Source organism: Spirochaetota bacterium (genome assembly GCA_026414805.1).
GTDB lineage: Bacteria > Spirochaetota > UBA4802 > UBA4802 > UB4802 > UBA4802.
In genome coordinates, this window is the sequence record JAOAIH010000014.1 from 1 (window position 1) to 19,005 (window position 19,005).

General features: G+C 36.6%; 15 protein-coding genes. 10 read left to right on the forward strand and 5 right to left on the reverse strand.

Annotation, left to right across the window (positions count from 1 at the left end; all coding sequences use genetic code 11):
• Together N3F66_04435 and N3F66_04440 are read right to left on the reverse strand one after the other, a co-directional pair.
• On the reverse strand, window positions 1–201 hold a 201-nt coding region (locus N3F66_04435; protein MCX8123395.1), incomplete at its 3' end, for a 3-hydroxyacyl-CoA dehydrogenase NAD-binding domain-containing protein.
• A gap of 71 nt (window positions 202–272) precedes the next feature.
• The gene (locus tag N3F66_04440) at window positions 273–1,445 is read right to left on the reverse strand and encodes an acetyl-CoA C-acetyltransferase (protein ID MCX8123396.1); all 1,173 of its coding nucleotides are present in this window, start codon (window positions 1,443–1,445) and stop codon (window positions 273–275) included.
• A gap of 234 nt (window positions 1,446–1,679) precedes the next feature.
• On the opposite strand from N3F66_04440, the gene N3F66_04445 reads away from it, so the two are divergent.
• From N3F66_04445 to N3F66_04470, 6 genes are all read left to right on the forward strand, one after another.
• Window positions 1,680–2,150, forward strand: coding sequence for a hypothetical protein (locus N3F66_04445; protein MCX8123397.1), 471 nt, complete (start codon window positions 1,680–1,682; stop codon window positions 2,148–2,150).
• A gap of 254 nt (window positions 2,151–2,404) precedes the next feature.
• A complete protein-coding gene (locus N3F66_04450) occupies window positions 2,405–3,136 on the forward strand; it encodes a hypothetical protein (GenBank protein ID MCX8123398.1) in 732 nt (243 codons plus the stop codon).
• A gap of 18 nt (window positions 3,137–3,154) precedes the next feature.
• A complete protein-coding gene (locus N3F66_04455) occupies window positions 3,155–7,996 on the forward strand; it encodes a glycogen/starch synthase (GenBank protein MCX8123399.1) in 4,842 nt (1,613 codons plus the stop codon).
• 115 nt (window positions 7,997–8,111) lie between these two features.
• Entirely contained in the window at window positions 8,112–8,687 is a 576-nt protein-coding gene (locus tag N3F66_04460) for a hypothetical protein (protein ID MCX8123400.1), read from the forward strand.
• A gap of 1 nt (window position 8,688) precedes the next feature.
• Window positions 8,689–9,696: a hypothetical protein gene (locus N3F66_04465; GenBank protein MCX8123401.1), complete on the forward strand. Its 1,008-nt coding sequence runs from the start codon at window positions 8,689–8,691 to the stop codon at window positions 9,694–9,696.
• A gap of 13 nt (window positions 9,697–9,709) precedes the next feature.
• Entirely contained in the window at window positions 9,710–12,433 is a 2,724-nt protein-coding gene (locus N3F66_04470) for a class I adenylate cyclase (protein MCX8123402.1), read from the forward strand.
• A 7-nt stretch (window positions 12,434–12,440) separates the two neighbouring features.
• Here N3F66_04470 and N3F66_04475 read toward each other — a convergent pair whose 3' ends face one another.
• The 3 genes from N3F66_04475 to N3F66_04485 form a co-directional block, all read right to left on the reverse strand.
• Window positions 12,441–12,974, reverse strand: a complete 534-nt coding sequence (locus N3F66_04475; protein ID MCX8123403.1) for a hypothetical protein — start codon at window positions 12,972–12,974, stop codon at window positions 12,441–12,443.
• A gap of 166 nt (window positions 12,975–13,140) precedes the next feature.
• Entirely contained in the window at window positions 13,141–13,707 is a 567-nt protein-coding gene (locus N3F66_04480) for an STAS domain-containing protein (protein MCX8123404.1), read from the reverse strand.
• A 6-nt stretch (window positions 13,708–13,713) separates the two neighbouring features.
• On the reverse strand, window positions 13,714–14,445 hold the full coding sequence (locus N3F66_04485; GenBank protein MCX8123405.1) for a hypothetical protein: 732 nt from the start codon (window positions 14,443–14,445) through the stop codon (window positions 13,714–13,716).
• 314 nt (window positions 14,446–14,759) lie between these two features.
• On the opposite strand from N3F66_04485, the gene N3F66_04490 reads away from it, so the two are divergent.
• The 4 genes from N3F66_04490 to N3F66_04505 all read left to right on the forward strand — a co-directional run bounded on the left by N3F66_04490 (window position 14,760) and on the right by N3F66_04505 (window position 18,966).
• Window positions 14,760–15,416 carry a hypothetical protein gene (locus N3F66_04490; protein ID MCX8123406.1) on the forward strand — a complete coding sequence of 219 codons (657 nt, stop codon included), beginning with the start codon at window positions 14,760–14,762 and terminating at the stop codon, window positions 15,414–15,416.
• A gap of 15 nt (window positions 15,417–15,431) precedes the next feature.
• Window positions 15,432–16,451, forward strand: coding sequence for a tRNA 2-selenouridine(34) synthase MnmH (gene mnmH, locus N3F66_04495; GenBank protein MCX8123407.1), 1,020 nt, complete (start codon window positions 15,432–15,434; stop codon window positions 16,449–16,451).
• 118 nt (window positions 16,452–16,569) lie between these two features.
• Window positions 16,570–17,142: a penicillin-binding protein activator LpoB gene (locus N3F66_04500; GenBank protein ID MCX8123408.1), complete on the forward strand. Its 573-nt coding sequence runs from the start codon at window positions 16,570–16,572 to the stop codon at window positions 17,140–17,142.
• Between the two features lie 15 nt (window positions 17,143–17,157).
• Entirely contained in the window at window positions 17,158–18,966 is a 1,809-nt protein-coding gene (locus N3F66_04505; GenBank protein MCX8123409.1) for a PDZ domain-containing protein, read from the forward strand.
• The last annotated feature ends 39 nt before the right edge of the window (window positions 18,967–19,005 follow it).

Consider the following 19,005-nt stretch of genomic DNA (forward strand, 5'->3'; position numbering starts at 1 on the left):
TTTTTCTTCCAGAGTCATCTTTCCTTTATCGACATTTTTGGCAAGCACCCTATCGATGTACGTTACACCTTTTTGTGCCAATTCTTCTGTAATATCGTAGAGAATAACATTGAAACCACTAAGTGCTGCAACACAGGCAATACCTGAACCCATCTGCCCTGCTCCAACAATACCAATAGTCTTTATGTTATCTATCTTCACTCCATCCTCCTACTATGTGTATACTAAATATTTTATATGGCACATAGTGTTGTACCACATTAACATAATAATTATCTTTTTACAATTAACGCAACTGCCTCACCACCACCCAGGCAAAGTGACGCTAACCCTAAATGTTTATCCTGCCGCATCATTTCGTACAGCAGCGTCACCAGCACACGCGCACCACTTGCTCCTATGGGATGTCCCAATGCAACACTGCCACCATTTACATTAACTTTGCTAATATCAAGTCCCAACTCTTTTATTACACCTACCGTTGAGCCACTGAAGGCTTCATTAATTTCATAAAGGTCAATATCCTGTAATTGTACCCCTTCTTTTTTTAGGCATTTGGGAATTGCAAATATCGGTGCCATAAGGACATACTTCATATCGATTCCTGCTGAAGCCTGTGCTCCAATTGTTGCCAATATTGTGCTTCCAAGCTCGTGTGCCTTTTTCTCTGACATTACCACAACCGCCGCCGCACCATCACTAATTATAGATGCATTACCAGCAGTGGTAACGCCACCCTCTTTAAATGCAGGCTTCATTTTTGCTAAAACCTCATACGGTGTTGGCTTTGGGCATTCATCAGTATCAAAGAGAATCTCTTTTTGTTTTTGTGAGATAGTTATCGGAACTATCTCCTCTTTAAATTTCTCAGCTTCTATTGCACTTAAGGCTCTTTGGTATGACAGCGCAGCGTAGCGGTCCTGTTCTTCCCTGCTCACATTATATTTTTCTGAACACAGTTCATTGGAAATACCCATATGAAAATCATTGACCACATCCCATAATCCATCATGCACCATATGGTCTTTAAGCACTCCATCACCCATCCTGTATCCAAAGCGGGCTTTTTCTAAATAATATGGTGCCATGCTCATATTTTCCATGCCACCAGCTACCACTACATTAGCATCGCCACATGCAATTGCCTGTGCTGCAAGCATAATTGCCTTTAAGCCCGAGCCACATACTTTATTTATGGTAAGGCATTCTACTTCCCAGGGAAGATTAGCCTTGATAGCTGCCTGTCGTGCGGGATTTTGTCCACAACCACAGGGAAGCACCTGCCCCATTATAACTTCATCAACAACTTCTTTTGCAATTCCTGCTCTACGTATAGCCTCTTCAATAACAATAGCACCCAACTGTGTTGCGGGTATTGCTGATAATGAACCATTGAAATTTCCCAAGGGGGTTCTTACCGCGCTTACAATAACAGCCCTATTCATTGGCGACCTCCATTTTTGTATGTCAACAAAATACGGATGAAATTCTTCAAAATATAATCAAAATGTCAAAAATATTTTATACTATTTAAAAAATTTTTGCCTAGCAAGCAATACGCAGTTATATAAAAATGTAATCCTACAATAACTGTTGATAATTTGTATTTATAGAATTTTACTTGAAAAAATATTTTGGTCTAATTTTATAGATAGCACGTATACTTTGGGAGGATACAGATGAATATAGAAACTACTACCTGTATTTCATATTCACATCTTGATCTTTTGACATTTTATGCTAAAAAACACAATATGCCTTTAAGGACATTTATTTCCAGTCTTATTAGCTTTGCAACACAATATGATAAGCTTCAGTCACATTTTTTTAAACAGCTAAAATACCGCAAAAGGTACAGTGGTCAATGGAAAAGATTACACTTGGTGTTATATGATGATGAATATGAGTTTTTTATGGATGTAAAAAAAGTATACAAGCTGTCTCTGGCAAGGATTATCGAATATTGTTTGGACAATATACTTTATGAATTTTTAGAATTTTTAGCAAAGGAAGAAGAAAATGAAGACTATTATACCGATAACTATCGCTATAGAGGATACGCTTTTGAGACAGGTACTAAAAAAGATATATTTTATTTAACGGTCTATTGGGGACCACACCCTGAAATACTGCAAAAAGCAATAACCTGAACATACAGCAAAAAAATATTTTAAACACTCCTCTATCTCAGCACATAACACATTTTATGTGTTAAAAAGATGTTGTTATACACAACATAGATTCATTTTTTTAATTTTTTAAATTGACTAAATTGAAAATAGTACCACATACTAAAAGTGATAATAATCTCATTAAATTGTTGTCACCATGGTACATGACATTGACACCCATCGAAAGAATGGTGCAGTTATATTAGCGAAAAATTAATAATTGAGGGACTATCATGGATATAAAAGCGTATAAACAATCTGTTATTTTTATTTTTTTATCCATAATATTATTCACATCATGCACATCAGTTGAGTTTGTAAAAACAGGCAACGAATATCCTGCTCTTGATGAAAGCACTGATGTTAAAGTATTGCTCATTGTTGACAAAAACCAGTATGAAGAGATAGGCATCGCTGACATTGCTGGTGTATCACTGCCGGTACGTATTGATAAAGCCAAACAGATAGCACGCAGTAAAGGTGGTGATGTCATTGTTCCTGCCACAATGTGCAATGAAGAAATGCAGAAACGAATTCGCAGTGGGTATATAATTCAAAGCTTTTATATACTCAAAACAAAAACTTCTCGTGAAGTACAAAAGGCAACAGTTGAATCAACGCAGACTCCTCCATTAGAGGAAGAATTTGTACCTGAAAAACAATCTGCAACGTTTACACAACTATTACAGGATTATCCATTATTGCAAGGGCAGTCCTTCACAAATGACATGGCTCCCTTGAGATTTTATAAGATACCCCCATCGCTTCTGGTGTATGGTTTGTCCGACTACAAGCTTTGTTTACTGCAGTTTGATGCTGACAATTCCGTTCTAATGTTTATACCTAAGGATAAAGTCAATGTTATAAAAAAATCAATTAACGAAAGGAAAACCATGACATTTGATTTTACTCCGTTAGGAGTATATAAAGGGAAATACCCCGTATTAAAAATGCTATCAGAATAAAACAAAAGGCTTTCAACTATGCTTACAAAAGTTTCCACCCAAAGCAGTTTGTGCCGATTTGCCATTAGCGATGAGGAAAAGCTGTCCGATGAAAAGGTAAAAGAAGAAATAAGGAAAGCGTTTGAGGAACTTCGCGCATTCCCTTTCACCGTAAATTCAGCCATTATTAATTCTTTAAAAAGCGGTGCAGATATCTCATCTTTTAAAGATTCCTTTATTGCTATACGGAATGACATTTTCACTTCAATTACCGATAGCCCACAGGCACAGGAAAAGATAATATCTGATGTTAGATTACAGAACAGAATTCTAGATGCAATCACCAAAATCCATAACATAATTGCTGCAGGTGATTTTACTTCTCTATCAACACGGCGTTTTGTGCTAATCAAAGAACGGCCTAACTGGCCCACGTTATTTTATATTTCACCTACAAGTGCTGTGTTATCCCATGTTGGACAAGGCCCGCAATGGACTGAAATACCCACTATTTATTTGGGATTAAATATTTTCAATGTTTTAGCTTTAGACAAAGATAAAAAATTTGATGAAGCATTTTACTGGCTTTTAAAGGTTGAAGAGCGGGCAATAGAAACTGGTTATTCTCATATTGAGGTGTATCCTCCTCATGTATCTCGTGCTCTGAATGCACTGCTTGATGAAGTAATCCGTATTGCAACAATTTCAGAAGTTGAATTTAAGGAAGTACCTGAAAGAAAAAAAATAAGACCCTTTACTGTCCGCAACCGTGAAAGCTTTTTAAGGATGCTCAATGCTCGAACACCGGATGATAATTTTGATTTTGAAAAAAATCTCAAAGCTATACGCTCCCTTGAACGCCTAGCTCGTCGATATAAAAAAGGATATGATTTTAATTCGTTACGTGAAATTGTTCGCCTTTTGGTTGCAGCTTCAGGCCATGATATACACGAAATTCGTAATAATGCCAATATTCTCCTTGAGCGCATCTTTGCACCCAAGGAGTTTGATGCACCACTTGCCACTACATTTGTAAACTGTGCAGCTGGTAGTGAACATACATTTAAATTTTCCATACCCGATGAAGGTGATTATTTTGTGCGTATTTTCTCATATGCAGGCAACAACCCATTCCCTCTTGAGCAGGATATCACATTCATTGATATTGATCTATCCTATGATGAAACAAAAAGCATCTATACAGCAACGTATACATTCAATGAATTAGGTCATTATGATTTCCTTGTGTACCGTAAAAGGAAAAAACGCCCACAGTGGGTTCAATATGAAGGCTGTAGCGGCAGAATAAACGTTATCCCTGATGTTCGTGGGCAAATTGTACTGGAGATATTTCCTGATATACACGGCCATACACGCATCTACTGGATGGATGAAGAGCATCCCGGTTTGGTTTACAATGAACACGGCGAAGTCATTCGCTTGGGACGTTTCAGCGACATTACGGCACACCTTGAGGATTTAAAAGAACGCTATCATATAACTGCCCTGTATCTTTTGGGTGTGCAGAAGCGTGGTACAAACCGCGAAGACTGGGCACCTGAGGCAACTTCGCCTTCACCGTTTTCACCAATGAGCTTAGTAGAGATAGAAGATTTTCTAGGTGGTGAAAAGGAGTTTATGGAGCTTGTTGCAAAAGCTCATGCAATGGATATTAAAATCATCATCGACGTCGTACCTCACCTTAACCGCCGCAGTACAGAGCTTCCTGATGAGTATGCAGTTAAATGCTATGACGACAGCGGCAATTTAGTCATTCGTGCTTCAACTGATGGAAGATACGGCAGTTGGAATGATGGCAAATTATTGAATTACCGCAAGTTTGAAGTATGGGAATGGCTCATTAACAGTGTGTGTACACTAATAGACAAATATGACATTGATGGTATACGTTTTGATTCAGCACATGCTGTCCCCATCATGATGAAAAAGAACAATTATCCCTTTGTATGGGGTCAGTATCGCTCATTAGAATCATTAGTTGAAGGTGAAATAATAGTAAATGACAGGGAAGATGGGCATTTTATAACAACCGGATATTATGATAGTGCCTGCAGGGATCAGATTGCTATCCCCTTTCATTATCTTTTAATGAGCCGCATTGCACAAAAGCTGAAAGAGAAAAACAAAACGTTTTTCGTGCACTTAGCCGAATGCTACTGGGGCCATGAACGATATCTTACCCGCAGTGGTATAATTCCGTACAATTCTGCCCTTTTCAAGATATGCGAAGGGATCATTCATGGTACCACTGATGTCCGGGAGGTGTACCATTTTTATGATAACTATCTCCCATACGCGTTACCGCCAGGTACTGAGCTATTAGGCATTCTAGGAAATCATGATGAGCGGCGTGCACTTAATACATTTGGCCATAGGGGACTGAGGGCTGCTATTGGTCTTACTATTTTTATGAATAACATCATTATGGATTATGAAGGCAGCGCCGAGGGTGAAAACTGGAAGGTATATCTTGACAACATCTATGTTAACTGGAATCAATTTGAATATGTAGCACACCGTAGTCTTGAATCATTTTACCGCCAATGGTATAGGTTTCATCGCAACAATAAGGGCAAAGGATATTTGATATGGGCAAATAATCATCTTGTCGCAGCATCAATAAAATTCACAGAACATACAATATGGATTGGGGTTTTTAATTTTGCCGATAGCTCTCAGAATGTTGCATTGCAGTTTGATAACCCGCGTCTACCCATTGATGACAATGCCTATTATAAAGTGGTTGACCCTGTATATTCTCCCATTACCAAACATTACAGCTACTATACCGGCAGAGAACTCAAGGCTTCAAAGATTTATACGGTTGTATCCTACACTGACAGAATCAAGCTATTAAAATTAGAACCAGTCTCTGACATTGCTCCCTTGTACAATGATTTCCTTAAGGATTCACTATTCAGACTTTATTCAATCAGCAATCCTGAAAATTTTAAATCAAATTTTATGTTCCTTGAATCAATAGCGCATCTTTCCTCTTTTGAGAGGTTTATTGCGTTTCTTAAAGAGCAAATAATTGCACAATTTTACCCTCAATATAAAAATTTCATTGAGATTGGATTTAAACGAATTCTTTTTTATATGTTTAAATTTGGGTTTAAATCAGGTAACAACATACTGAAACTAATTGATGACCTGGCATCTCATGAAGATACTAATATATCTGATTTAGGTAAAAGTATACAATTCCATAATAGGCGAGGCCCAATCATTTTTGTATCAGCCGAAGCAGAACCATTTTCCAAAAGCGGTGGCCTTGCTAACGTTGTATATGAACTGCCGCGCGAGATGGTTAGCTTAGGTGAAGAAGTCATTGTCATAACACCTAAATACCGCCTGGGTGATGAAAAGGCAATGGAGAAAATGAACAATGCATTGAATAAATATAACGTCCAGTATACTGGCAAAAACGTACGTTTTATGATAGAAAATATATCCTACGAGGTTGGAGTCCATTATGCACAGGTTGATGGCATCCATTATTATCTTTTAGACCACCATGAATTTTTTGATGGCTTGTATTGGGGTTATACAGGGCAAGAGAAGTTACGGCGGCGTATTGCATTTGCCCGCGCTACAGCTGAACTTATCACGACGTTTGGTCTGTATCCTCTTTTCGTCATAACCAACGATGCATATACTGGTATCTTCAATGGTATTGTCCGCAGTGATCATGTATACTATGATAATCCAAACTTTAAACGGACATCATTCTTCCATATAATCCATAATGGAGGCTGGCAGTATTTTGATTCATACCATCGCTATGAAGACGGCAAAGATCTATTCTCGTTGTTTAATCTACCTCACTGGCGCTTTAATGATTTTTCTGATCCTAATGATTATAATAAAATAAACTGTATGGCAACCGGTATTCGATTTGCTGACAGGGTTATAACTGTTAGCCCTTCGTATGCAAAGCAAATAGAAAAAGCCTGTGATGGTCTTGAAAAAATTCTACACAATGTAATTGGCATAAGCAATGCACTGGGAGTTGATTTTAAGAACAGGATACTTATGCGCTTTCACAATTCAGGATTTGTTGACGAGCATTACCCAAAAATGATTGAAGCTGTAAAGACTAATACATCAATCTATGAAAAAATTCAAAAGCGGTACCCTGAAATACTAGAAGGCATCCGCAATTGCGAAAAGATTAAAGACCCATTACGTCGTGAATACGTAACTCACATTAGGAATAAGCTCTGTTTTCAACATAAATTTGGTTTTGCAATTGACCCTGATATTATTTTGTTTTCCATGATACACCGCATCGCAGAACAAAAAGGCTTTCAACTTCTATTAGAAGCATCGTACGGGATATTTACTACATTGGGCTTTCAGGGTTTCATTGGTGGTGCAGTTGCCTGGGGTGACCAGCGTGGAAGTGAGCTTGCAACAGGCCTACTCCACCTTCAGGGCTATTATCCAAAAAATGTACATGTCAATTTAGGATTTCAGGATATCAGTGTGCCACTGTTGTGCACTGATGTATTTTTAATGCCATCACTGCATGAACCCGGTGGCATATCCCAGCTAGAAGCATTAGCATGTGGTTGCTTAGTTGTTGCACGTGCAACTGGTGGGTTGCGCGATACTGTTATTCCCATTCGCGTGAAAGAGTCATCCGTTGAAGGGAATGGATTTTTATTTTCCGACTTTACCCCTTCGTCTTTCTATGATGCAATGCAACGATGTGCTGAATTTTTTAATAAAAACGATGATACAACAAAAGCACTAGCACGCCAAAATGCTATGCAGTCAGTCTATTACTGGGACAAACCTGCAAAGGAATATATTAATGTATTGTATTCGCATAAGGAAATTGTACGGGTGGTATAAAAATAAAAGAGCCTTCCACAGACACCATCAGTTACAGTGGGAGGCCCTGGAGTGTAAAATGATCTGGTATTGATATCGGAACAATGTTGAAAAAACTTAAATTTTTAATAATGTCATGAAAAAAATTTATTCAGTCATTCTATCATGCATTATGGTGCTTTTATCATGCGCCTCCGGTCAAAAAGCAGAGTTAGGGAATATTGTAAATTCAATTAATGGCCAACCTGTTATACCCTATACTGCCAATAAACTCTATATTTCACCGTTTATAAATCAGTCAGGAATTCCGGGGTATGAAGAAAAGTTAAAACAGCGGATTACAGAAAAAATTATTACTGGTGGAAGGTTGGCGATAGCTCCGTCAAAAGATAGCAGCGACGTAATGCTTACAGGTGTAATTCAATCTTTTCAGGTACAGCCAATAATGATTGACAATGCAGGAATAGTTAAGAAAAAGCGATTATTAATCATTACAGTGATACATTTGATTAATGTAGGAACCGGGAATTATATATTTCGCTCTATTACAGTACAGGCATTTAAGGAGTTTTCTGACATCGAAGCGCCTGTTACTCCATTTAACATTGTTCAGGATGAAGTAGAACAGATGTTAGCCTCTCGAATTGCCTTGCAGGTTGAAACAGGATGGTACACATCACTTAAAACCCAAGTGGAAAAAGGAAAAAAATAATATGGCTGTAAAAGCGCTGACATTTAATGAGCTGAAGTTGTCTATACAAAAAGAGCTATCGCACATATACTGTTTTTGTGGAAATAATGAAAATCAAAAAGAAGAAGCAATTATGCTCATTGCATCGCAGCTGTGGAAAACAAGAAAACCTGACGAATATGCAATCTCAACATATTTTGCCGAAGATTCATTTGAACAGGCGCTTGCTGCAATAGCATCCGTTTCACTTTTTGATGACACTTCAATGTATATAATTAAACATTGTGAACAGGTAAATCCTTCAAAAAAAGTTCATACAATGGTCTATGATTGTGTTAACAACTTGCCACATTCATGCTATGTTATTTTTGATACTCAGGAAAATAAACTTCCTCCAATACTTCCACCGCAGCTACACGCAAAGATTCCAGCCATTCAGTTTTACAAGCCTTTTGAAGAAAACTGTACAGCATATATACTCAAAAAATGTAAAGCTTTGTCACTTACTATCTCACATGAAGCAACTGAGCTTCTTATTGAATTAACCGCAAGCAATATCAGGGAAATTGATGATATACTTACCACTATATCTTACTCAGGTAATACTGATATTACCCCTGATTTCTTGGAGGGTTTTCTAGTAAATGAACGCGAAGCTATAGAATTTGAGTTGGTTGATTCCTTTTTTTTGAAAGATCCACGGGTATGGAGCTTTTTATCCGAAGCCATTAACAGAAATGTAAGTCAAATTCTCCTGATATCACTTTTATTCAACCATGCACAAAAAATAGAAGAATTCCATCTGCAGACAGCAAAAGGAGTTCCTTTTGAAGAACTAATGAAAGAACTAAAGATATATGGTAAAAGACAAAAAGTGTTTGCAAAACAGGCTTCTATTTATACTCTTGAAAATATCAGAAAATTAATTGCAATGCTCTATAGATACGACATACAACTTAAAAGCTATAGTTCAGGGGTCTTTGCTCAGGAAAACCCATTAGCAGACCTTTTACTGCAATTTTCATCGTGACGGCTCTGGGTACATGGATCTATTGCAAACAATAACTGAAAACAAAGATAAGTTCATTGCTTTTAACAATGAAAAGTTTAAACGGTTTCAACAGCTTATCCCCAACCCTGCAATGCGCCGTATTGTCAATACCATTCCATTTTTATTATGCATAAATAACAAAAAATTGCCTGGCTATGTAGAAGGGGATGTCCCCCTGGGAATTAAAAATTTCAAACTCGATGAAGATACAAAGCGCTATCTTCATGGCCGCTATCCGGGAATTACCTTTCATGATTTTGAGCGTGGTGATTTCATCAAAATGTTTGCAGTAATGGGCAGCGTGGGCACTGTAGCGTACAATAAAAAATCAGACCTGGATTACTGGGCTTGTGTTCATAAAAACACAGTATCGAAAGAAGCTTTTGAAAATTTTAAAAAGAAGGTTGCACTAGTTCAGGAATGGGCTTCAAAAGAACTAGAAGTACCTGTTCATATCTTTATCAATGATATCGAAAGTGTAAAAAATAATATATTTGCCGAAGATGAAGAAGAAGCATTTGGTACAACCGTTGGCGCTGTATTAAAGGATGAATTTTTCCGTAGTTCTATTATTATTGCTGGGAAAATCCCTTTCTGGTGGGTTGTCCCCAGTTTTGTAAAGGATGATGAGTATGAAGCACTGTATAATCAGCTCCCGGAAGAAATGAAGCGAGATGATTTTATTGACCTAGGGAATCTCTATGAAATTTCAAAAGAAGATTTTCTTGGTGCTGCTCTTTTTCAGATAATAAAATCATTGGGTAACCCCTTTAAATCCATATTAAAAATAGGAGTTCTTGAAAAATATTTATTTGGTAAATCTGATTCACCTCTTTTAAGTCAAAAGGTTAAAATGCATGTATTGCTCAGCAGACTTACAAATTCAATTCTTGATTCGTACCTACTCATGTTTGATGAAGTGTACGATTATTACAGTCAGACACTTGGCGACCCTACAATGTTACAGATACTCAAACAAAACCTTTATCTTAAAATAGATCCACAGTTGTCTAAATATGTGGGCATAAAAGACAAAAAGAATATTCCCTATAAAGTAGCTGTAATGTTTAAATATGTCCATGACTGGAATTGGAATATTAAAATTATTCAGGATATGGACAATTTTGATAACTGGGACTTCCAGCGTGTAATGCATTTCTGGGATGCAGTAAAAAAATTCATGCTTATAAGTTATCAGAAAATATCCTCACAGTTTAATACACTCAATTTAAAAAGACAGATGTCAGAATCTGATTTTATATTACTATCACGAAAAATAAAATCTCATTTTTCTGTAGAAGAAAATAAGATTGATAAACTCATCACATTCAAAGATACCCCTGCTGAACCCATTTTATATATTGAGCCAATAAATGAAGGTATTCATGAAGTAAAGTGGCGTCTATATAAAAGAAACCGGAGTGAAAAAAACGTATTTACCACAACAACCTTACGTACAGAAAGCGATCTGGTGAAACTGTTAGTATGGTTAACTGTGAATAATGTATACGACCACACAGTGACCAGGATTAATATACAATCTGGCTACGTTCGCATAAACCAGAATCTTGTTGTGGAATTGTTAAATCAGCTATCACAATTTTTCTCTGAAAAAGGAAAAATTAAAACTCAATACTATCTAAAACCTGCTTTTAACATGCTCCAATGTATCATACTCAATTTCAATAATGAAGCTGCTGAACACCTTGATTCACTATATCACGTATATTCAACCAGTTGGGGAGAGCAGTACATAAAGCGCTATTCCAACATAATTGACATTGCTCACATTTTGCAAAATATCCTCAAAGATGGGTTGGAATTAAAATTGCCATTTGATGACTATTGCCTGATCAACAGCCCTGGCACTCATAAACGTTTCTGTAAAAATTTTATTCAGCTTTTCAAAGAATCATACAGAGCTATTGTACACAGCCCTTCAGCTCACAGTCGTTTTATTGGTGAACTTGAAGGCATATATTTTACTGCATTACGTAACAATAATATTGAGGTTCAGGCTTTTGATCATATTGTGAAAGTATTAACCACTCTCACATTAAAACCTGACATTGAAACCCATTACACATTCTACGGTGATTCATACCATCTCCAGGTGTTACAGACACTTTATAATAAACGCCTTCAGAAAGGCATAACACTTGGATATATTGAAGATGGTGACAGGTTACAGGTTACAGTAATAAATGAAAAAGGAAATATTTTTACTTTCTTTGCCCCAAAAAACATCAAAAATGTATTTTTATATCATATATATGGGTTTTGCGCAAGCGTACTTAAACGATTACCAAGCAGTGCACGTGAAAGTGAGTCCAGTATAATTTGTTACAATACCCAGGCAGATCGCAGGGGTGGTATAAGCCTGGTTGATGAAACGGGAAAAATCCATGGTGACTATCTACTCAACTTTACAAAATCCAAAGCTCTACGCGTTCAGGTATCACGTCATATGGGTAATGAAATATTTTATAATTTTATATTCCCTGATAATGTCACAAGCGGATTTATGACAATTAAAGAATTATACAGTGTTAAACGGAAAATTGTGGAATTAAAGAATATTGGAATGCCAATCTATCCCTATATTGGTGAACTGGTGTTTAACGACCTGAATCAGAAAGAAATGTTATTAGGTTCAAGTATATATTTTGTGGAAAAATACAAACTGGAACTTATGCTCCAGCGCACACAATCTTAAAAAGAAATTAATATTCCCCACCAGGGAAATTATCCTTAAAGAATCGGATTTTCTTTTTCTGAGTTTCAACTTCCTGCTTATTGATAGTGCCTTTTTCCAGTGCAATGTCCAGCAATTTCACCGCAGTGTCATCATCCTCTTTCTTAGCCCCAGCCTCATCCTCCTCCTTGAGCTTGGCAATCTTTTTATCAATATCATCTTGAGTTAACATTGAAAATTCCTGTTCTTCTAATTCCATGGGTGCTTCTTTAATCTTGTTTTCTTTTTGTTCTTTCTTCTTAGAAGTTTTCTTTTTAGGTTCAGCAATTAATGGTTCAGCAACTTCTTCCTCTTCTGGCTGCAAATTTGCCGGTGGATTTGCTATTTTTAATTCTAACAGTTTTATACGTTCTCCCAATAGAATATTTATCTGCTTTTCGATTGTTATAAATATAGGCTGAGTAAAGGATTTATTCCTTTGTAATGATTTTTCCAGTTTTCTGAGTTCACGGATGTCCTGGTCTATCATTTCTATTCGCTTGAGCACGTGGATAACTTTCATAGTCAAACCTCAAAAATATTATAAAGTATCATTATACGCCATGTATATACTGCTTTCATTGCAGCTACTATATTACGCTTTATTGTAATTTCTACACTATGCAGTTTAAAGTAATGTATAGTAACTACAATATTAATGTCAATAAACTTTTAAAGACAATGTTATTTCAGGAATTAAAATATACAGTCTGATCATCATCAACTGTAAACTGCAAATCACAATCAGGGCATTTAAATTTTCCAGGTGAGCTTACCCGTACCATTGTTTTGCAGTCAGGGCATTCTATAACTAATGGATGTGAAAACATTAAAGAAGGCTGTTCAGTATGCAGTTTAGGCATTATGACATTTTCTGCTTGAGGAGTTTCTTTTGGAGATATCGTATGTACTGGAATTGTCAAATCCGCAGTACGCACTGCTTCCATTGCCTCATCCAATGAACCATACCTTTTGACAGGTAGTGCAATAATATTCATTAATGTCATAATCTCTTTATTGCAATGGCATAGAACCACCATCCCACCACCCGCCTCAACTATCCTATGAGCATACAGTAAAGCACCAATGCCTGTTGAACTGATATATGCCAGCTTACCACAATCAATAATAATAGCATTGTATAACTTTGATAGCGATGCAATATACTCCTCAAATTGCACAGCATTAGTATGATTTATGAATCCCTCAACAGTAACTATCGCCACCGAATCCTTTTCCGTATGCTGTATAAACATTGCTATCTACTCCTTCACCGGTATGGCTTCCTTTATTGTGGAACGTGCCCCAGCCTGGCGCATAGGCAATGGAACACCAAAACCAGCAATTTCCCCTAATAACTTTTTTTGTTTAAGGAATATAGCAATACCGGTACATAGAGAAAATACTAATGATGATGCTATGATTATCATTACCATAAATAGGATTTCCTTATAATAAATATTCATCATATCGTATATAGGTGTTTTAACAATTATACAATTAATTGTACCTATGGATTTTCCTTTAAAATATACTGCCTTTGTTACTAGCCAGCTATTGGTATTAATATCTTTATACACATATTGCTGTATATACTTCCTTACATTTTTGGTAAATGGTAGCGGCAAGTCTGGCACAAAATAATCAAAAATAAAAAGTTCCCTTGATTGCTTTGAATGTGGATATAAAATTAAATCAATATTATAATAAAATTCATCATTTGCAATGTTTCCTTTCAGCTCTAAAGACCTACGTGAATCTGAATGGGCAACTATTGTGCCATTATCTAGAACAAAAAATACTTCTTTAATTCCTCTCAGATTACTTGATTCTTTTATAAGCGATAGTAACTTTTGAGTAGATCTGGTTGCATACGCAATCTCAGCAGCATCAGCAAATGTTGTTATTAATGTTTTGGATACATTTTTAACCTGTGTAGTAAACTCATCAATATCAGATTTCAACTGCTTGTATTTATAAAAAATAGTACCCATCAGCAATACCATTGCTATTACAAGAAAAAGGATTAAAACAAATAGATAGGGGAAATGTACGTTTTTGTCTTTCTGCATAATTTTTATTAAAATGATATAAAATCCCTTGCTATAAAATTTTCAATACTGCGTGCTACTATTGCACGTATGTTCTTGCTAAAAAAATATAAAAAAATATACTACTATATTCATACTAATTATCGGATATTTATACACTGTTATGTATAATTTTTCCATAGGGGGATAATCTCATGAGCCAAGCTTTTATAGTAGTGAAATGACAATTCAAACTTTTTTTTGAGGAGACAGTTATCATGTCAAAACAGGAAGAAATCTTAGAGCAATGGGATTGGGAACTTGGTACCCCAACAGGAAAACCTGTGGCGCGAAGTATTGCGCATACACAAGGGATTGCGCATGAAGGTGTTCATTTATGGATAGTTCGCAATCTCCCTCAACAAGAGATACTATTTCAGATGCGCGCATCACATAAGGATATGTATCCCAATTATCTGGATATAACTGTGGGAGGCCATGTGCCGTTTGGTCTTACTACTAACAAAATTCAGAAAGAAGCGTACGAAGAGATCGGGATTACTATTGATGAATCACTTCTTATTGATCTTGGCTATTTCAAATATGAAGAAATTAACGATATAATTTTTCACCGTGAATTTCAGCGTGTATATCTGCTACTTTCAAATAATCCCCTTTCCTCATATTCATTCAATGACAGTGAAGTCAGTGGCATTTATGCAGTGCCTCTTGATTACTGCAAAGACCTATTTTCCAGGGATTATCATGTTAAAGTGGAGGCATTTGATGGTAATAAAACATTTTTTACTACAGTATCAAAAAAGGATTTTCATCCTTTACTATTTGCCCCGTCAATGGCACGGTATATGGAAATTCTGTTTCACGCTATTGATGAACTTTTTACTTTTGGAAAAGTAACAGCTGCAATGTCATAGGGTACAACGACTGGTATGGGTGTTCCTACTATTTCATACAGTGATAGCATGCTATGGAGCAATGCTATCTATGTTGATGTCCGTTCGCCAGTGGAATTTGCAAAAGACCATATACCACAGGCTCTTCACTATCCTCTTTTTGATGACCAACAGCGAGCATACATTGGTACTATCTACCACACAAAAGGACAGGAAAGGGCACTACTTGAAGGTGTAGGTCTTGTGTCTTTGAAACTTAAAGATATGATATCATTTTTTTCACATTTAAAAGATAAACAGGTCATTATCTACTGTTATCGTGGAGGGATGCGTTCTGAATCGGTAGTATCATTTTGCAATTCACTGGGATTTTCGTTTTATAAACTAGATGGGGGTTATAAGGCATACCGTCACTATATCAGGGGCTATCTTGAACGATATACATTTACAGTGCCCATTTTTACTTTATATGGCCTTGCTGGATCGGGCAAGACAAGAATTTTAAAAAAAATCCCATATTCTATTGATCTTGAAAACTGCGCTGGAAACAGAAGCTCTCTTTTTGGAAGCTTTGGAATGCCAAATCATACACAAAAATATTTTGAGAGTTTGATTGTTCAAAAGCTACAAAGCATCCATTCATGGCCCTACTGCATATTTGAAGGTGAATCCCGAAAGATAGGCAATTGCTATATTCCTTGCTGTATTCTTTCTGCGCTACAAAAGGGTACAGCTATATGGATTGAAACCCCATTAGAAAAACGTACTCAGCATATCTATGAGGAATATATGCCATTTATCACTGAACAAACACTAATGTCTGTGCTTGATAAATTGCAATCATCAATGGGAAAATCAAAGATAGCATATTGTAAACAATTGTTCATACAGGGCAAAATATATGAACTGATTGAATTTTTGCTTTTACATCATTATGATCCTGAATATATGCATAGCACAAAGCATATACCAATGGCTACACAAATACCTTATAAAGATCCATCAACCACTGCTTCTCAAATTCAAAATTTTATCAATTCTATGCTTTCATCATAATTTCTTTTTTTTGTTGACTTCACCATTAACATTTTATACTGATTATTGTAGCAACATAATCGCTGTATTGTAAATATAAAACACAATACATATACCATTTCACAGGAGGTTTATCATCATGAAGAGATTATCAATATTTGTTGTGGCACTATTGTTAGGCTTTATTGCATGCGGTGGCGGTGTGCAGTATCAGGATGCAAGCAAAGCTGAAGGTTCTCGTGAGTGGGGTCCTAAAGAGATTAAAATGACCGTAAACAAGATGGTTGAATCAATGTATACATTCCTTAAAGATGAATGGAAAAAACCCGCATATATTGAAGTCAAGCAGATTCGAAACAAGACATCTGAACATATTGACACCAAAATGCTTGCTGATGAAATAACAACAAACCTTATTAAACGTAGAATAAAATTCATTGATCAGTCATTGACTGCCGATGCTATCGCCGAAATGGAAAAAGGAATGACCGGTATGGTTGACCCCGAAAGCGCAATTCCTGTGGGAGAATTAAAATCCCCTAATATGTATTTGACCGGTGAAGTGAGGGAAAATGTTCGTACGGTGGGAAGCAAATCAGTACAGTACCTTGTTGTAACACTCAAGCTTATTAACCTGAAAACACAAGTTGTAGAGTGGCAGGATCAACAGGAGTTTTTAAAATCGGCAAGTAAAAAGAAGATTACATTTTAATTCTGAGGAATCATTATGATACACAAATTGAAATCGCTGTGCGTCATAATCCTTTTAATAGGAGTTGCTGCATGTGCAAGCTATGATTATAATAAACAGATAGCTGAAGTTGAAAAAATGTTTTACGCGGGACAATATAAAGAAGCAGCCCGCAAATTGCTCCCTATGGTAAATAAAAAATCAAAGGATCAGCTTCTTTACATGATGGAATGTGGCCTGATGCTTCAGGTAGCAGGTGACTATGAAAACAGTATTAAAGTTCTTACAGAAGCAGCTAAAATCGGTGATCAAATAACTATTAGTTTGAGTAAAGAAGCAGCATCACTCCTATTAAACGAAACAACCACAAATTATAACGGTGAGGATTTTGAGCGCGTTTTGATACACATGTACCTTGGCATAAATTATCTCATGCTTCAAAAACCTGATGAAGCGCGAGTTGAATTCAAGAAAGTGAACGATATGTTGCGCGATATAAATGTAACAACAGGCAAATCCTATAAACAAAATCTAATGGCAAAATATCTAACAGCTATTGCCTTTGAACAATCAGCCGATGTTGACAATGACATGAATGACCGTGAATTTGCCTACATTGAGTATAAGCAGATTTATGAACTCAATCCAGGATTAACAATGGTGTACCGAGATTTGCAAAGACTAGCAAAACAATTGGGAGATACCGAAGACTATAATAACTGGGTAGCAAAATTTGGCAAGCAGGATGCAATCCCAAACAATGCAGGTGAATTAATACTTATAGTCCAGAATGGAAAGGGTGCCATTAAGCAATCCCGTGGACCATTGCTTTCGGATAAATCAATGAAAGCAACAATTCAGGTAACTCTTAACGGAATGTCTCTTGCAGAAGGAGTAACTGTTGCTGGAGTACTACTAGCACTCCATAATGCCGAAAACCCTATTCCAAAATTTGTTAAACGTGGTAATAATATTAATCATGTCATTGTAAATGTAAACGGCAATGATGTAGCACGCTCAGTTATGTTAGAAGATGTAGCATCAACTGCAGTCAAAACTCTTGAAGATGATTATGGGCGTATTTATGCCAAAGTTGCAGCAGGTATTGCAGTAAAGGCTGCGGCAGCAGTTGCAGCGGGATATGCTGCAAAAAAACTAGCAGAAGAGTCAAAAAAGATGGGGGGATATGCAGGGCTTATTGGTGCGGTGGTTGGTACTGGTGTGGGTGCTGGACTTTTATCGCAAATTAAGCCTGATCTTCGTTGTTGGCATACATTACCCGAAAACTTCCAGCTTTCCAGAATATTCCTGCCTCCCGGCAATTACACAGTAACATTAAAATATGTCGATCACAGCGGGAACATAGTTTCAACTCAAAACGAAACAATTGAAATAAAACCAGGGAAGAAAACATTCCTTAACAAGCGAATATTCTCTCAAGGAAGCTCACGATTTGGGTTTATTAGTGAATCAAACCAGGGCAAAGGATACCTGGGAGCTAAAATAAAAGCTATACCACCACAGAAAGCCCAGGAACTTGGGCTTTCTGGTTCTCAAGGGGCATATGTTAATGATGTAATGCCAGATAGTCCCGCTGCAAAATCAGGTATTTTACCCGATGATGTCATTATCGCATGTGATGGCACATCTATTCAAACTCCTCAAGATTTAATCCAAGTTGTTAGGAATTCTCAGGCCGGCCAACAGATGCAATTGACAATTATTCGTAAAAAATCTCAGATAACTATCCCAGTAATACTTGGCAATGCCCCGGAAAAGATATATAATACCACTTACCCCCTTGACACTAACAACATCACAAACAACCCCGGATCTTCTGAATAAATTTATTTTTTATTTTTTATTGCAAAAAATTTTACACTT

What these genes read in the sequence shown, in the direction of transcription:
- N3F66_04480 (MCX8123404.1), bottom strand. Translation starts at nt 13,707, where the DNA reads ATGTTTATACAGCATACGGAAAAGGATTCGGTGGCGATAGTTACTGTT.
- N3F66_04490 (MCX8123406.1), top strand. Translation starts at nt 14,760, where the DNA reads ATGTCAAAACAGGAAGAAATCTTAGAGCAATGGGATTGGGAACTTGGT.
- mnmH (MCX8123407.1), top strand. Translation starts at nt 15,432, where the DNA reads ATGGGTGTTCCTACTATTTCATACAGTGATAGCATGCTATGGAGCAAT.
- N3F66_04500 (MCX8123408.1), top strand. Translation starts at nt 16,570, where the DNA reads ATGAAGAGATTATCAATATTTGTTGTGGCACTATTGTTAGGCTTTATT.
- N3F66_04485 (MCX8123405.1), bottom strand. Translation starts at nt 14,445, where the DNA reads ATGGGTACTATTTTTTATAAATACAAGCAGTTGAAATCTGATATTGAT.
- N3F66_04455 (MCX8123399.1), top strand. Translation starts at nt 3,155, where the DNA reads ATGCTTACAAAAGTTTCCACCCAAAGCAGTTTGTGCCGATTTGCCATT.
- N3F66_04505 (MCX8123409.1), top strand. Translation starts at nt 17,158, where the DNA reads ATGATACACAAATTGAAATCGCTGTGCGTCATAATCCTTTTAATAGGA.
- N3F66_04475 (MCX8123403.1), bottom strand. Translation starts at nt 12,974, where the DNA reads ATGAAAGTTATCCACGTGCTCAAGCGAATAGAAATGATAGACCAGGAC.
- N3F66_04440 (MCX8123396.1), bottom strand. Translation starts at nt 1,445, where the DNA reads ATGAATAGGGCTGTTATTGTAAGCGCGGTAAGAACCCCCTTGGGAAAT.
- N3F66_04470 (MCX8123402.1), top strand. Translation starts at nt 9,710, where the DNA reads ATGGATCTATTGCAAACAATAACTGAAAACAAAGATAAGTTCATTGCT.
- N3F66_04465 (MCX8123401.1), top strand. Translation starts at nt 8,689, where the DNA reads ATGGCTGTAAAAGCGCTGACATTTAATGAGCTGAAGTTGTCTATACAA.
- N3F66_04445 (MCX8123397.1), top strand. Translation starts at nt 1,680, where the DNA reads ATGAATATAGAAACTACTACCTGTATTTCATATTCACATCTTGATCTT.
- N3F66_04460 (MCX8123400.1), top strand. Translation starts at nt 8,112, where the DNA reads ATGAAAAAAATTTATTCAGTCATTCTATCATGCATTATGGTGCTTTTA.
- N3F66_04450 (MCX8123398.1), top strand. Translation starts at nt 2,405, where the DNA reads ATGGATATAAAAGCGTATAAACAATCTGTTATTTTTATTTTTTTATCC.